Annotated in this window: 12 protein-coding genes, 2 pseudogenes and 1 riboswitch; of the genes and pseudogenes, 4 read left to right on the top strand and 10 right to left on the bottom strand. The window is 59.8% G+C overall.

The features are described 5' to 3' along the window. Nucleotides 1-8 precede the first annotated feature (8 nt). The 5 genes and pseudogenes from ACP7EE_RS11685 to ACP7EE_RS11665 form a co-directional block, all read right to left on the bottom strand. Nucleotides 9-680, bottom strand: a complete 672-nt coding sequence (locus ACP7EE_RS11685) for a methionine ABC transporter permease (RefSeq protein WP_426234619.1) — start codon at nt 678-680, stop codon at nt 9-11. Then, nucleotides 677-1,477: a methionine ABC transporter ATP-binding protein gene (locus tag ACP7EE_RS11680; RefSeq protein WP_426234618.1), complete on the bottom strand. Its 801-nt coding sequence runs from the start codon at nt 1,475-1,477 to the stop codon at nt 677-679. Before ACP7EE_RS11680 ends, ACP7EE_RS11685 begins: the two co-directional genes overlap by 4 nt. Then, nucleotides 1,474-2,283 carry a MetQ/NlpA family ABC transporter substrate-binding protein gene (locus ACP7EE_RS11675; protein ID WP_426201307.1) on the bottom strand — a complete coding sequence of 270 codons (810 nt, stop codon included), beginning with the start codon at nt 2,281-2,283 and terminating at the stop codon, nt 1,474-1,476. Before ACP7EE_RS11675 ends, ACP7EE_RS11680 begins: the two co-directional genes overlap by 4 nt. Nucleotides 2,284-2,300: 17 nt before the next feature. Further along, nucleotides 2,301-3,347: pseudogene (locus tag ACP7EE_RS11670) on the bottom strand (isopenicillin N synthase family dioxygenase). Between the two features lie 199 nt (nt 3,348-3,546). After that, on the bottom strand, nt 3,547-5,673 hold the full coding sequence (locus tag ACP7EE_RS11665) for a TonB-dependent receptor family protein (RefSeq protein ID WP_426234617.1): 2,127 nt from the start codon (nt 5,671-5,673) through the stop codon (nt 3,547-3,549). Nucleotides 5,674-5,850: 177 nt separating this feature from the next. On the opposite strand from ACP7EE_RS11665, the gene ACP7EE_RS11660 reads away from it, so the two are divergent. Together ACP7EE_RS11660 and ACP7EE_RS11655 are read left to right on the top strand one after the other, a co-directional pair. Further along, nucleotides 5,851-6,687: an AraC family transcriptional regulator gene (locus ACP7EE_RS11660; RefSeq protein WP_426234616.1), complete on the top strand. Its 837-nt coding sequence runs from the start codon at nt 5,851-5,853 to the stop codon at nt 6,685-6,687. Nucleotides 6,688-6,737: 50 nt separating this feature from the next. Beyond that, nucleotides 6,738-7,334: a LysE family translocator gene (locus tag ACP7EE_RS11655; protein ID WP_426234615.1), complete on the top strand. Its 597-nt coding sequence runs from the start codon at nt 6,738-6,740 to the stop codon at nt 7,332-7,334. A gap of 13 nt (nt 7,335-7,347) precedes the next feature. On the opposite strand, the gene ACP7EE_RS11650 is transcribed toward ACP7EE_RS11655, so the two are convergent. From ACP7EE_RS11650 to solA, 4 genes are all read right to left on the bottom strand, one after another. Beyond that, entirely contained in the window at nt 7,348-7,629 is a 282-nt protein-coding gene (locus ACP7EE_RS11650) for a hypothetical protein (protein ID WP_426234614.1), read from the bottom strand. Between the two features lie 162 nt (nt 7,630-7,791). Continuing rightward, on the bottom strand, nt 7,792-8,427 hold the full coding sequence (gene ycaC / locus ACP7EE_RS11645) for an isochorismate family cysteine hydrolase YcaC (RefSeq protein ID WP_420650285.1): 636 nt from the start codon (nt 8,425-8,427) through the stop codon (nt 7,792-7,794). Between the two features lie 208 nt (nt 8,428-8,635). Further along, nucleotides 8,636-10,831, bottom strand: a complete 2,196-nt coding sequence (locus ACP7EE_RS11640; RefSeq protein WP_426234613.1) for an OsmC domain/YcaO domain-containing protein — start codon at nt 10,829-10,831, stop codon at nt 8,636-8,638. 185 nt (nt 10,832-11,016) lie between these two features. Beyond that, complete coding sequence (solA, locus tag ACP7EE_RS11635) at nt 11,017-12,195, bottom strand: N-methyl-L-tryptophan oxidase (RefSeq protein WP_426234612.1); 1,179 nt, start codon at nt 12,193-12,195, stop codon at nt 11,017-11,019. A gap of 279 nt (nt 12,196-12,474) precedes the next feature. Between solA and ACP7EE_RS11630 the strand changes: the two genes are divergently transcribed. Together ACP7EE_RS11630 and ACP7EE_RS11625 are read left to right on the top strand one after the other, a co-directional pair. Then, nucleotides 12,475-12,636 (top strand): hypothetical protein, encoded by a 162-nt coding sequence (locus ACP7EE_RS11630; RefSeq protein ID WP_426234611.1) that lies wholly within the window; start codon nt 12,475-12,477, stop codon nt 12,634-12,636. 15 nt (nt 12,637-12,651) lie between these two features. Then, nucleotides 12,652-13,695: pseudogene (locus tag ACP7EE_RS11625) on the top strand (MFS transporter); the annotation flags it as partial. Nucleotides 13,696-13,697: 2 nt separating this feature from the next. Here ACP7EE_RS11625 and ACP7EE_RS11620 read toward each other — a convergent pair. Next, nucleotides 13,698-14,585 (bottom strand): LysR family transcriptional regulator, encoded by an 888-nt coding sequence (locus ACP7EE_RS11620; RefSeq protein ID WP_426234742.1) that lies wholly within the window; start codon nt 14,583-14,585, stop codon nt 13,698-13,700. 583 nt (nt 14,586-15,168) lie between these two features. After that, nucleotides 15,169-15,365, top strand: a riboswitch (cobalamin riboswitch). Nucleotides 15,366-15,373 lie beyond the last annotated feature (8 nt).

Below are 15,373 nucleotides of genomic sequence, written 5' to 3'. Positions count from 1 at the left end.
AAAATTCCTTAACGTCGATGAGCCAGCGAACGTACCAGCCGATCGCCCAGGCTTTGCACGCCCTGAACGAGGATGACCAGCACCACCACAGTGGCGACCATCACTTGATTGTTGAAGCGTTGATAACCGTAGCGAATCGCCAGATCGCCGAGCCCGCCGCCGCCAATCACACCGGCCATCGACGAGAAGCCGATCAGCATCACCAGCGTCAGCGTGATACCCGCGAACAATGCCGGCAGCGCTTCAGGCAGCAGCACTTTGAAAATCACATGGCGCAGGTCACCGCCCATCGCGAGGATGGCTTCGATGCGGCCCTTGTCGACCTCATCCAGCGCGTTTTCGACGATCCGCGCGAAGAACGGAAACGCACCAATGGTGATCGGCACCACGGCGGCGGTGCTGCCCAGTGTGGTGCCGACCACCAAACGGGTCAGCGGGATCAGCGCAATCAGCATCACCACAAACGGCATCGAACGGCCGAGATTGACCACCGCCCCCAACCCCGCATTCAGCCGGGGCATCGGGTACAGGCCAGTGCGGCGGCTGATGAACAGCAATACGCCCAGCGGCAAACCGATCAGCAGCGTGAACAGCCCGGCCAACAACACCATGTACAGGGTTTCGCCGGTCGCATTGAGTACCAGTTGCAGGATTTCATCCCAGTTGATCGTGCGGTTCATGAGTGCGCCGCCCGTACGCCGTATTGTTTGAGGAAGCTCAAACCGGGTGCGTCGTGGCCCAGCGGCAACCCGCAACTCGGCCTGAGTGAGCGACCGAGCGCAGAATTCGGATCAGCGAGTAATTTGGCCACCGGCCCGGCTTCGACCAATCGTCCATTCGCCATCGAAGCTGCGTGGTCGCAGATCGACTTGACCACGTCCAGCTCATGGGTGATCAGCACGATGGTCAGGCCAAGTTGGCGGTTGATGTCGCTGAGCAGTTCGAGAATCGAGGCGGTGGTTTCCGGATCGAGGGCACTGGTAGCCTCGTCCGACAGCAGATACGCCGGGCGCGCGGCCAATGCGCGGGCGATGCCAACGCGCTGCTTTTGCCCGCCGGATAATTGCGAGGGAAACGCCAGCGCCTTGTCGCTCAGGCCGACCAGATCGAGCAACTCGCGCACCCGTTGCTGACGCTGGGGTTTGGCGACCTTGCCGATCTCCAGCGGCACCGCGATGTTGTCGAACACGTTGCGCGAATGCAGCAGATTGAAGCCCTGAAAGATCATGCCGATGCGCTGGCGCTGCTGGCGCAGGTCGCTGTCGGACAGCGCGGCGAGGTCTACTCCATCGAGCAGAATCCGCCCGCAGTCCGGGCGTTCGAGCAAATTGAGGCAGCGCAGCAGCGTCGATTTACCGGCGCCGCTGCGCCCGAGAATCCCGTAAACCGCACCATCGGGAATGCTCAGCGACACTTGATCCAGCGCCGGTAACGAGGCTGACGGATAGGTCTTGCTCAACTGCTCGACGATGATCATGGCTGGGCGTCCACGACCGGAATCACCGAGCCTTTGAAGTTCTCGCTGATGTATTTGGCCACTTGCGGTGAAGTCAGGTCCTTGGCCAGTTGCTGGATGCGCGGATCGTTCTGCAACTGCGGCGTGGTCACCAGAATGTTCGCGTACGGATTGTGCTCGGCCTTCTCCAGCCCCAGCGCATCCTTGGCCGGCACCAGACCCGCCTCCAGCGCGTAGTTGCCGTTGATCACCGCCAGATCGACGTCATCCAGTGCGCGGGGGATTTGCGGCGATTCGATCTCGAGAATTTTCAGGCGTTTCGGGTTTTCGGCGATGTCCTTGGGCGTGGCCTGATCGGCGGCCGGGTCGTTGAACCCGGGTTTGAGTTTGATCAGGCCGTTGTCCTGCAAAAGGTATAAAGCGCGGCTCAGATTGGTGACGTTATTCGGCACAGCAACCGTGCCTTTATCCGGCACTTGGGCAAAGTCTGTGTGGCGCCGGGAGTAAATTCCCAGCGGCTCAATGTGTACCGTGGCGGCCACTGCGAGTTTTTCGCCGAGGGCTTGTTCCTGGGATTTCAGGTACGGCAGATGCTGGAAGTAATTGGCATCGACGTCGCCGTGCACCAGCAATTCGTTGGAGTTCACTCCATTGGGGATTTCGATGACTTTCAGGTTCAGTTGCGGGTCAATTTTCTGGATGTACGCCAGGATTTGCGCGTGGGGCACGGGGTCGGCAGCAACGCGCAATGGCTCCAGCGCAAGCGCATTGCAGGATGTCAGCAGCGCGCCGACGATGGCCAGGGTCAATCCGGTTTTCTTCAGCATGGCGAGCATCCTTCAGATCAGGCGCTGAGCGCTTTGAGGGTGTGCGGGATCAACGCGTCGGCGTAAAACCGTTGGGCGACATCCGGATGCGAGCGCAAACGGCCCTTGAGGTAATTCCAGCCGACATCACGCAACAGCGGATTGTGCGGATCACTCGCCGGGCCACGCGCTTCGCGCAACAGCACGCTCGGCAACGGGTACAGCGGCACCACCGCATCGAGTTGTGCACCAAGGAAAAACGCGATCGACAAGCGCTCGACACCCTCCGGCGGCGACTGCACCCGGTGCACGGTGGCGCGCAGATAACCGTTGGTGGCCAGCTCCAGCAATTCGCCGATGTTCACCACCAAGGTGTTGTCGCGCGGCAGCGCATTGATCCAGCGGCCCTCTTCGATTTCGACTTGCAGACCGGCCTGTTGGTCTTGCAACAGGAAGCTGAGGAAACCGGAATCCTTGTGCGCGCCAACGCCCTGATTGCTCGCCTCGGATGACTGACCTGGATAGCGCATCAACTTGATGTGTTCGTTGGGTTTGTCGCCGTACAAGCGGTCGAAGGCGTCTTGCGGCAATGACAGGGCTTCAGCGAAGGCGCGCAGCAGGCGCAGGGACATTTGCGTCATGGCTTGCTGCCAATCGAGCAGCAGCGGTTTGATTTGCGGCAACGAACCTGGCCATTGATTGGGGCCTTGCAAGCGCGCCCACAGCGGACTGTGCGGATTGAGTGGCAAGACCTCACGCTCGGCACCGAGATCGAATTGCTCACGCTGATCAGGCTTGCCGCGCGTGATCTCCGACGCTGCACGGTTGTAGCCACGAAAATGCGGCGAGTTGATCATGCCGACAGCAGTCTTTTCGCTGTCCGGGAGGGCGAAGAACTGGCGGGCGTGGTCTTGCACCTAGCGCAGCAGATCCGCGTCGATACCGTGACCGGTCAGATAGAAAAAGCCGACATCGCGCGCGGCGTGGCGCAGGTCGGCGAGGAAGCGTTGGCGCTGCGAGTCGGAGCCATCCAGCAGCGACAGGTCGAGGATCGGTAAGGCGGAAATATCTGAGGTGTGCGGCATGATTCACTCCCATGTGAATCAAACCTGAAGAGCCTGATGATCGATTCAGCGTGCGCCGTCATGGCAATCGGGAGGTCTGTCGGTTTGATGCTTTCGATTCGTTTGTGAGGACAAAACTAAACGATATTAAAAACACCGAACAAATACCTTTTTTGCATTAGCTTAGCTCCGATGCACGCTCACCCTGTAGGAACTCCCCTCAAAGCAAACTCCATGAAACCCCGACATACATCGCCATGCCCTCCCCCGGCGTCGACCTTGCGGCATCCAGACCTTTGTCGTCATAACCCGGCGTGACGGTAGCGGCGTAGTGCTTGTCGGTCAGGTTGCGCATGTCCAGCCAGGTTTGCCAGTCGCCCTTGGGCGCGTTGTAGCCCAGCGTGGCGCCGAATGTCGCGTACGGATCGGCGTAGTAGCTGTTGGCGTAATCCACCGCGACTTTGGACACCAGTTGCGTGTTGACGGCGGCGAAGAAGCCTTGCGGGAAGTCGTAGCGCAATTCGCCTTGGTAGTAATGCATCGGCAGGCCCGGCAGGCGGTTGTCGCCGAAGCGCTGGTCGTCGCGGTAGTGGAAGTCGCTGAAGGTGTAAGCCTGGCGCAGGCTGAGCTTGCCGCCATCCTTCGCTGACCACAGATTGCTCTGCAGGCTGGCTTCGACGCCTTGGTGCACGGTCGGGCTGGCGTTGAGTTCGTAGGGCGTGGTGGCGTTGGCGTCGGGCAGCACCGAGAGCAATTCGTGGCGCACCTGAGCGTAGTACCACGCCAGGCTCCATTCGCCGATTACGCTGTCGCCGCGACCGCCAAGTTCAAGGGTGGTCGCGGTCTGGTTTTGCAGCTTGACCGGATCGCGTTGCGCACCGGTGGCGACACCGCTGCCGGCCGGGAAGCGGATGTTAGAGCTGTAGATCAGCGACCACGGATGCGGCGCTTCGACCGAGCGGCTGAGGTTGCCGAACAGTTGCAGATCGGGTGTCAGTTGATAGCGCAGGCCCAGACGCGGTGCGTAATCCCAGTCGTTCATGCTGGTTTTACCGCCACTTTGCGGGTAGGTCACGGCGCTTTCGCGACGGGTGTAGATAGCGGCGAGGCCGGTGGTCAGCCACAGGTCATCGGCGATTTCCAGGTCATTGCCAAAGTGCAAGACAGTGTCCGAGCCTTGATAGGTGAAATTGCGAATAGGCGTGCCCGGTGCGTAACCGGCGGTGTTGCCGGTAGGGATCCGAACCCGTTCGCTGGCGCCAGCATTCGGCAGGTGTTTGGTGACGCGCAGGCCGACGGTGCTGCGGCTTTCGAGGCCCCAAAGCGTGTCGCGACGCTTGTAGTCGAAGGTGCCGCTGACATCGCTGTAGGCGACTTTCAGGCGATTCGGGCCTTCGCGCAAATCCATCGGATAGTCGTGATAGACAAGCCCGGTCTGGATGCTTGAATCGTCATCGATGTAGTACGTGGTTTTGTTGCCGATGAAGGTGCTACCCGGCTGATCGCGGCTGTCGTCACGCGAGACGTAAGCCGGGTTGGCGGCGCGCGGCGTGTGTTCGATCGAGTTTTTGGTTACGCGTCCGCCGAGGTCGTTTTCAGTCTCGCGGTGGCGGATGTAGAAACGCGTTTCCAGGTTCGGATTGAAGCGATAACCGAAGTTGGCGATCACGCCCTGGCTCTGGCTCGCGGTGTGATCCTGATAACCGTCAGAGCGCGCATCAGTCACGGCCAGGTAGTAATCGAAATCACCGAGTACTTGGCCGGAACTGATCTGCCGTTGCTGGTAACCGTGGCTGCCGGTTGCGTAGCGCACTTGCAAACGCGGTGCGTCGTAGCCGGTGTGGCTGACGTAATCGACCGCCCCGCCCAACGCCAGTGCACCTCGGTCGAAACCGTTGGCGCCGCGCAGCACTTCCACATGGTCGAGCCATAGCGGTTCAAGCAACTCATACGGCGTGCCGCCGGGGCCGGTCAGCGGCAGTCCGTCGAGCATCGTATACAAGCCCGAAGCATGCGCCCCGGGTGCGCGGTTGATGCCCGAGCCTCGGATCGAAATCTTTACCCCTTCATTGCCCGCCGACTGCGCGTAGACGCCCGGCTGATAAGCCAGCACGTCCTGATTGCTCGCGACTTTACCCTGCAACGGGCGGCGCATATCGACCAGATTGGTGCCACCGGCAACCTGATCCAGCCGCACTTTTGCATCCTCGACAGCCTGATCTTCGCCGCTGGTTTCCTCAGCGCCGATCAGCACTTGGCCCAACTCCATGCTCTGGGCGTCAGCCATGGCCGGACAGGCAAGGGCCAGCCCCAACAATGCAGTGGGCAGGGATTTGGACGCGGGCATCGAGAAACTCCAGACATACGAGAACGGGCAATGAGAACTGCGACGTATGAAAGGACGAACGCAACACATGAGAATTTGCTCTGGCCCACCGCCAAACCTGCACAAATCTTCTAAACGGCTATTGGCAAAGCGCGGTAATTTAGCCAGCCAACCGCTTCAACGCCCCAGGAGCCTTGCGTGGACAAACGCAGCTGGATTGATCTGTCTCAGGATGCCGAAACCGGGATTGAATCAATTCGCGCGCATTTTCAGGGGCATGCCTACGATCCGCACTGGCACGACAGTTTTCTGGTAGGCGTCACGGAGCAAGGCGTGCAGCAATTCAATTGCCGCCGGGTGCGCCATCTGAGCACGCCCGGCAAAGTGTTCATGCTCGAACCGGGAGAAATCCACGACGGGCATGCGCCTACCGAGGACGGTTTCACCTATTCGATGCTGTATCTCGATCCGCACTGGCTGGAGCGCGAGCTGCACGCGTTGTTCGAGAACGCGCCGAGCAACAGCCAGCCGGGGTTTGCCGACACCTTGAGTCAGGACCCGCGCCTGAGCGTCGCGATCAATCTGGCGTTTCGCGCGTTGCATGAGGGCGATTTGCGCATCGTGCGGCAGAGCGCTGTCGACAATTTGCTCGGCGCGCTGACTGGCCACCTTGATTGGCGCAAGCGCCAGACTGTCGATCCGCGCCTGCCGCTGGTGGCGCAAGTGGCGCGGGATTATCTGCATGCGCATGCCTTCGAGGACATCGGACTGGATGACCTGGCACTCGCTTGCGGGGTTGATCGCTTTCGCCTGACGCGTGCCTTCAAGTCAGCCTTCGGACTGGCACCGCATGCGTATCTGATTCAGCTACGGCTGGCCAAGGCGCGGCAACTGCTGGCGCGCGGCGAGTCGCCAGCGCAAGTCGCGAGCGCCCTCGGGTTTGCCGATCAAAGCCATCTGGGACGCTGGTTTCGCCGTGCCTACCACCTCACCCCGGCGGATTACCGCAAGCGCTGCTCAAACCTTCCAGACTGAACCGCCCTGACCCGCGACCATGGCTATCTACTCATAGTGGAATGCTTGCCATGGAATCGTTGCTGCCGTTTTTGCTGTTCTCCTTCGTTGCCTCGATCACTCCCGGGCCGACCAATATTCTGGTGATGAGCTACAGTTCGCGGCGCGGCCTGACGGCGACGCTGCCGATCATTTTCTTCGCCTGTCTGGCGGCAACTTTGGTGGTGTTGGCCGTGGGCCTCGGGCTGGGCGAAACACTGCTGCAATTCCCCCGTGTGCAACAGCTGATGGCGTGGGCCGGGGTGCTCTGGTTGAGCTGGCTGGCCTGGCAGATCTTCCGCAGCGCGCCGCCATCGCTCGAGCCACAAACTGCGCGCGATGACGAGCTCAGCGCATTCGGCGCCGCCCTGCTGCAAGTGATCAATCCCAAGGTGTGGATGATGGCGATTGCGGTGGCCAGCGTGTTTGCCGGCAGCGGTGACAAGACGCTGCGGATGCTGGTGCTGTCGCTGGCGTTTCTGTTGGTCTGCCTGCCGTGCATGACCCTGTGGGCGTTGCTTGGCGTGGGCAGTGCGCGGGCGTTGAGTTCGCCACAGGCATTCAAACGCATGAACACGGGGTTGGCGGTTTTGCTGCTGATATCGGCGTGGCTGACGGTGCTGGTTTAAATTGCGTTGCAGGTCACTTGCACTTGGCCAATACAACCTGACAGGTGTTCGGCGTCCCACCGGAGCGCCCGGCGTAGCGCATGCAGTTATTCAGTGATTTTTTGCGTGCCACGCTCAAAGTCGAACCCCACGCTAGCCCGCCCTCGCCCACTGTCGGTAGCGCTTTGGCGTAACAGCTGTCGCCGACGTTGGAGGCTGAGTAATGAGCAGATTTTCGAGTGCATCCGGCTGTGAACATCACGCTGATGATGAGCATCGAGGGCAGGATCCACTTGCGTCGTGATTGGGTGTTCATCCGGTCCGCCTCTGGAATACGTGATTCTTAAGACAAAGTTTAGATCTTCTTCCACACACGCAGAGCAAAATCAAAAGATCGTAGCGTGCCGCAGCTCCTACACTGGAAGGATGTACACCCTGTAGGAGCTGCGGCACGCTGCGATCTTTTGATCTTTGGCGATTACGAGGCCTGACGAGCCGTCAACGCCGCATACCCATTCATCAAGTTGCGATAGTTCGGGATCCGCTGCGACAGCAAGTTACCCAGCCCTTCGATATCGTTGCGCCAGTCGCCCTGCAACTCACAGGCCACCGAGAACCAGTTCATCATCTGCGCGCCGGCCTGAGTCATGCGGTTCCATGCGGCCTGTTGCACGGTGGTGTTGAAGGTGCCGGAAGCATCGGTAACCACGAACACATCAAAGCCTTCCGCCAGCGCCGAGAGTGTCGGGAACGCTACGCATACGTCGGTCACCACGCCGGCAATGATGATCTGTTTGCGGCCGGTGGCTTTGATCGCTTTGACGAAGTCTTCGTTGTCCCATGCGTTGATCTGGCCTGGGCGAGCGATGTACGGCGCATCCGGGAACATTTCTTTGAGTTCCGGCACCAGCGGGCCGTTCGGGCCTTGTTCGAAACTGGTGGTGAGGATGGTCGGCAGGTCGAAGAACTTGGCGACGTCGGCAAGAGCCAGCACGTTGTTCTTGAACTCGTTTGGCGAGAAGTCCTGAACCAGCGAAATCAGACCGGTCTGGTGGTCGACCAGCAGAACCACGGCGTCGTCTTTGTTCAGGCGGTTGTAGGTTGCAGTGCTCATGTTTGAATCCCTTTTCAAGTTATGGAAGGTTGGTTGCGTTCAACATGGGCACAGATTAATGACTCCTCCGTCGGGGATAAATCGCCTGAAAAGTGTTTGACTGTCAACCTGAGCAGGACAATGCAAGTAGACGCAGCCAAAAAACTGAATCTCTCCCCAAAACAAAAAAGCACCCGAAGGTGCTTTCTTGTGAGCGCGATTAGCCGGATTAACCCGTCACACCGCCGCGCGCCGCATGCAGCTTTTTATAGCTGTCGATCAGGCGCAGATGGCGATCCAGGCCTTCCAGCTTGATGCTGGTCGGCGTCAAGCCGTAGAAGCGCACGCTGCCGTCCACCGAGCCAATCGCGGCGTCCATGCGCTCGTTGCCGAACATGCGGCGGAAGTTGGCTTCGTAGTCTTCAAGCTCCAGATCGTCGTCCAGGCCTATCTCCAGCACCGCGTTCACAGCCTGGTAGAACAAGCCGCGCTCGACAGTGTTGTCGTTGTACTGCAGGAACATTTCCACGACTTCCTTGGCTTCTTCATGCTGCCCAAGGGCGAGCCAGATCAACAGCTTCAGCTCAAGAATCGTCAACTGACCCCACGCAGTGTTGTCGTCGAATTCGATGCCGATCAGCGTGGTGATGTCGGTGTAGTCATCCAGTTCGCTCTCGACCAGACGCTCGACCAGTGCCGCGAGTTCAGCGTCGTCGAGGCTGTGCAGGTTGAGGATGTCGGCGCGGAAGAACAGCGCCTTGTTGGTGTTGTCCCAGACCAGATCTTCGACCGGGTAGATCTCCGAGTAGTCCGGCACGAGGATGCGGCAGGCGGTGGCGCCGATGTGCTCGTAGACCGCCATGTAGACTTCTTTACCCATGCCTTCGAGGATGGCGAACAGGGTCGCGGCTTCCTCGGCGTTGGAGTTTTCGCCGTTACCGGTGAAGTCCCACTCGACAAACTCGTAATCCGATTTGGAGCTGAAGAAACGCCACGACACTACGCCGCTGGAGTCGATGAAGTGCTCGACGAAGTTGTTCGGCTCGGTGACTGCGTGACCTTCAAAGGTCGGCTGCGGCAGATCGTTGAGGCCTTCGAAACTGCGGCCTTGCAGCAGTTCGGTCAGGCTGCGCTCCAGCGCCACTTCGAAGCTTGGGTGCGCGCCGAACGAGGCGAACACGCCGCCAGTGCGCGGGTTCATCAGGGTCACGCACATCACCGGGAATTCACCGCCCAACGATGCGTCCTTGACCAGCACCGGGAAGCCCTGCTCTTCAAGGCCTTGAATGCCGGCGAGAATGCTTGGGTATTTCGCCAACACTTCTGCCGGTACGTCCGGCAGCGCAAATTCGCCTTCGATGATTTCGCGTTTGACCGCGCGCTCGAAGATCTCCGACAGGCACTGCACCTGCGCTTCGGCCAGCGTGTTGCCGGCGCTCATGCCGTTGCTGAGGAACAGGTTTTCGATCAGGTTCGACGGGAAGTACACCACTTCCTTGTCGGACTGACGCACGAATGGCAGCGAAACGATACCGCGCGCTTCATTACCGGAGTTAGTGTCGAACAGGTGCGAGCCACGCAGATCGCCTTCGCGGTTGTAAACCTTGAGGCAATGCGCGTCGAGAATTTCTGCAGGCAGTTCATCGTTAGGGCCGGGCTGGAACCAGCGCTCGTCCGGGTAATGCACGAACGGCGCGTTGGCGATGTCTTCGCCCCAGAACTGATCGTTGTAGAAGAAGTTGCAGTTGAGCCGCTCGATGAATTCGCCGAGTGCCGAGGCCAATGCGCCTTCCTTGGTCGAACCCTTGCCGTTGGTGAAGCACATCGGCGAGTGCGCGTCGCGAATGTGCAGCGACCACACGTTAGGCACGATATTGCGCCACGAAGCGATTTCGATCTTCATGCCGAGGTCGGCGAGGATGCCCGACATGTTGGCGATGGTCTGCTCCAGCGGCAGGTCCTTGCCGGCAATGAACGTGCTTGCGCCGGATGCCGAGGCCGGCATCAACAAGGCCTGGGCGTCGGCGTCGAGATTTTCCACTTCTTCAATGACGAACTCAGGCCCGGCCTGCACCACTTTCTTCACGGTGCAGCGGTCGATGGAGCGCAGGATGCCCTGACGATCCTTGTCGGAGATGTCTGCCGGCAGTTCGACCTGAATCTTGAAAATCTGGTTGTAACGGTTTTCCGGATCGACAATGTTGTTCTGCGACAGACGAATGTTATCGGTCGGAATATTGCGCGTGTCGCAGTACAACTTCACAAAGTAAGCCGCGCACAACGCCGACGAAGCCAGAAAGTAATCGAACGGCCCCGGCGCCGAGCCGTCACCCTTGTAGCGGATGGGCTGATCGGCGATCACCGTGAAGTCGTCGAACTTGGCTTCAAGTCGAAGGTTGTCGAGAAAGTTGACCTTGATTTCCATGCGGGAATACCAGAATAGCGAGCTACGAATTGGCCGCCATTATCCGGTTTTTCCGCTTGAAGTCTTGTGCTTTCCTGAATTCACCGCTGAATGACAGCGGTGAATTCAGGTGTTCAGCGCTTTAAACCGCCGGAACCACTTAGCCGTCATAGCGCTCCAGGATGAAGTTTTTCACCTTACTCGTTTCACGATGGATTTCCTTCGAAGCGTTTCAGGGAGAAAGACGAGAGATCAAGGTCGGTTGTGCCGCGTATGCACCATTGCGCAAAGGCTTCGCCGAGTGCCGCCGAATGTTTGAAACCATGGCCGGAACAGGCCGACACCAGCAAGGTATGTTGCAACAAAGGATGCTCGTCGATGATGAAATGCCGGTCCGGCGTGACGGTGTACGCGCAGACCGCCGACTTGAGCACCTTGTCAGTAACTCCGGCGATGCGGCCCTCAACTTGTTGCGCGTACATGTCGCGCTGCTCTGCCATCGAGACCGTACGGTCAAGCGTGTCGGGCGACGATGCCGTGTGGTATTGCGCGGTGGCGACTTTGAGACTGCCCTCGCCCGGCTGGGCCGGGAAGCCGTAGTTGACGCAGTCGTCACCCTTGCCGTGGGTGAGGATGAAGGTGGGCGAACTGCCGACCAGATCGGCATCAGGCTCCAGCTCAAACCAGAACAGGTTTTGTCGATAGACCTTGAGCAACCCGTCCAGCGGATCACCGACTAAATCACCCATCCAGTTGCCCGCGCTGATCACCAGTTTGTCGGCGTGCAATGTGCGTTGGTTGGTGGTGACGGTGACACCCTGCTCGTCTGAACTGATTTCGGTAACGACCTCGCCTTTGTACAGCGTCGCGCCACGTTGCTTGGCCAACTTCAGTTGCACATCGATGCAGCGCTCGGGCCGCACGAAACCGCCGCCCGGTTCGAAGTAGCCGACGGCGCTGTCGTGCACATTGGCGAACTGCGCAAAGCGCTGGCGAATCTGCGTGGCATCCAGCACTTCATGTTCGATGCCGTAGGTCTGGGCCAAGCCGATGGTGCGCAGGGTGAAATCGGTTTGATCGGCTGGATCGAAATCCGGGCTTGAGGTCAGCACCAGCAAACCGGACTGCTCGAACAGAGACTCGCCGGACTGCGCCTCAAGTTCACGCCAGATACGGTGCGAGTTACGCACGATCGGCACGTACTGCGCGCCTTCGCCCACCGACAGCCGGGTGATGCGCGTGTCGCCATGGCTTGAGCCGAAAGTATGCGGCGGGTGATGACGGTCGATGCCGGCGACTTTTACCCCGGCTTTGGCTAATTGATAAACCGTCGCCGCGCCCATCGCGCCCAGGCCGATGACCAGTGCTTCAAATCGTTCAGACATCAACGCTCGCCCCAGCAGAAAACCGCCAGTTGAGAGGAAATCCTTATAAAAAACAACGCACAAATGGGCATATCCATATGCCATTGCCGCGTTAGTCGAACTGGTTAGTAACAGGATCAACCAAGGCGCATGTGCAGTTCGTGCTCAACTATGCGGTGCAAAACGGCAGAGGTTGATCGATTGCGGAGCGTTTGCTCCGCAGTGATCGGAACCGTGCCCCGTTTTTCTCACGCAAGCGCTTACCTAGCATGGCTCCACTTATTATTGTGGAGCTATGCCATGCACGATTTATCCGCACTTCCCGCCACCGCGCCGCTTGCACGGGAGGTGCCCTCCTCCTGGCGCGACTGGCTGTCGGTGTACTCGGTGGCCCTCGGCGCTTTTGCCTTTGTCACTACCGAATACCTGCCGGTCGGCGTGTTGCCGCAGATTGCCGATTAACTCGACGTCACCGAAGGCGTGGCCGGGTTGATGGTTACGGTGCCAGGGATCGTTGCGGCGGTGGCGGCACCAGCAATCATGCTCGGCGCCGGCCGCATGAACCGGCGCCGGTTGTTGCTGTTGTTGACGCTGCTGCTAGTGGTTTCAAATCTGGTGTCGGCAGTTTCGCCGTCGCTGCCGTTCATGCTGTTGGGCCGCGCACTGCTGGGCGTGGCCCTGGGTGGGTTCTGGGCGGTAGCGATTGCCGTTGCCGGGCGTCTGGTCGAGCCGTCGAAAGCGGCCAAAGCCACGGCGCTGATCTTTGCCGGGATTACCTTGGCGACGGTGTTTGGCGTGCCGTTCGGGACGTTTGTCAGCACCCTGTTTTCGTGGCGGGTATCGTTCGCGGTGGCGGCCGCTCTGGCGTTGATTGCACTCGTCGCGCAGGCGCTGACGTTGCCGTCATTGCCCTCCAGTGAAAGCTTGAAAATGCGCGCACTGTGGGCCTTTTTGTCGCGCAGCAACGCGCGTCGCAGCATGCTCTTGCTGGCTACCGTGGTGGCCGCGCATTTTACCGCTTACACCTACATCGCTCCATTCCTTGGACACCAGGCCGGTTTCTCGCCGAGTGCGATTACCGCGATTCTATTGGGCTTCGGGCTGGTCGGCATGCTCGCCAATTTCGCCATGGCCGGCACCATCACCACGCATTTACGCGCCTCGCTGGGCGCCGTGGTAGTGCTGATGGTGATCGCGCAACTGGCCTTGCCACAGTTGCAGGGTTGGAGCGTGACGTTGGCGGTGTTGCTGTGGGGCATCGCGTATGGGGCAATTCCACTGGGCGTGAGCAGCTGGATGCAACTGACTTCACCGAAGTTGCCTGAGGCGAGTTCGGCGATGCTGGTGACCATGTTCCAGGTGGCGATTGCCTCGGGTTCGCTGGCCGGCGGGCTGGTGGTCGATCATGCCGGCGTGTCTGCAGTGCTGTGGCTGGCGGCGGCGATTGGCGCGCTCGGGCTGATAGTGATGCTCAGCTTCGGCCTGAGCCAAGCGCCTATTGCCGAGACCCTGCAACGCTGACTTCAGCCCTTCAATATGTTGTCTCTGAAATAGTCGATCAACACTCGCAGCCTCGGTGCCGTCTGCTTCGACGCAGGCCAGAGCATCCACAGGTTGCCGGTGTGATCGGTGTAATCCCCCAGCACCACCTTCAGCCGGCCATCGGCCAACGGCTCGCGGATTGAAAAATCCGGCAGACACGCAATCCCCACCCCATCCAGTGCCAGGTACATCAGCGAGTCCGTCGTGGTGCTGGTCAATGCACGCGTCAGGTTTGGCTCGATGTGCGTATCACCGACGCGCAGCGGCCAGCGCTCGATCATCCCGGTCGCAGGAAACTTGTGCAGCAGGCACACGTGGCGACTCAGATCATCCGGGTGCGCCGGCTCGCCATTGCGTTCGAGGTAGGCTGGGGACGCTACCAACTGCAATTGAAATCCGCCGAGCTTGCGCGCCATCAGCCGTGAGTCCTGCGGCGCGCCAGTACGGATCACTGCGTCGAAGCCTTCCTCGATCACATCGACCATGCGGTCGGACATGTCAAGGTCCAGCTCGATATCCGGGTAGGCGCGCATGAAACCGGCGAGCACCGGCATGATCAACACGTTCTGAATCGGCACGCTGATGCGCACTTTGCCACGCGGTGTAGCGGACAGTTCCAACAACTCCATTTGTGCGGCTTCGACTTCGCTGACGATGCGTTTGCAACGGTCGAGGAACAGCTCGCCTTCGGTGGTCAGGGTCACGCTGCGGGTGCTGCGATGAAACAGCCGCACACCGAGGCGTTCTTCCATGCGCGCGACGCTTTTGCCCACCGCCGAAGCGGAGATCTCCAGCAAACGCCCGGCCTCGGTAAAGCTGCGGGTTTCGGCCACCTGAATGAAGGTGGTGATACCGCTGAGGCTGTCCATCATGGAAGGTGTGCTCGGTGCAGGGGGAGATCAGGCAGAGTAGATGTGCAAGGGCCATTTGCAAAGCGGAGGATTTTGGAGCGAGGGGATGCCAATCGTTAGCAGGCTAGTTCCCACAGCAGGATTGAGAAGATTCAGCTAAAGATTGGTCGGCTGTCAGGCCGCCATCGCTGGCAAGCCAGCTCCCACAGAATCTACAGCCACCCGAAAACCGCACTTCGCTTTCCACCACTCAACACAATGAGCGTTAGCTCGAGTACCGCTCTTGATCTCGAGCGCCCGTCGGCAGGCTGAGCGGAGGGATTGATCCGGGGTGGGAGCGCAGCGACCGTTTGGCGCAGCCAAACACATCGAGAGGAGGTGCAGCGAAGCAAACCGGAGGCGATGCCCCCGGATCAATCCCGCAGCGAAGGAACCCGAGCCACAGCGAGGGCCGAACGTCAGGGTAAAGCCTTTTGGGTTACCTTTTCGGCGTTTGGAAAAGGTGACCCGCCGTAAGGGCGGAACCCCGAGAAGCCGTTACCGCAGCAACGGATATGCACCCACCGTTTCAGACATTTAACTCCCCCTCCATCGCCCGATCGACTACCATGCCGCCGCCGGTTTCCAAATGGGATTAATAGGGAATCCGTAGCGCCTCACGAGGCGTGAAACGGAACTGCCCCCGCAACTGTAGATGCCGAGCCTGCTCCTTTTCTGCCACTGGATTTATGTCCGGGAAGGCTTGGAGCGTGGCGACGACGCATCAGTCAGGAGACCTGCCGGCCATGCAATATCACTAACCGGCG

The organism is Pseudomonas sp. TWP3-2, from assembly GCF_049897765.1.
Taxonomy (GTDB): domain Bacteria; phylum Pseudomonadota; class Gammaproteobacteria; order Pseudomonadales; family Pseudomonadaceae; genus Aquipseudomonas.
The sequence above is the reverse complement of the archived record's forward strand: the minus strand, read 5'-3'. Positions and strand labels throughout refer to the sequence as shown.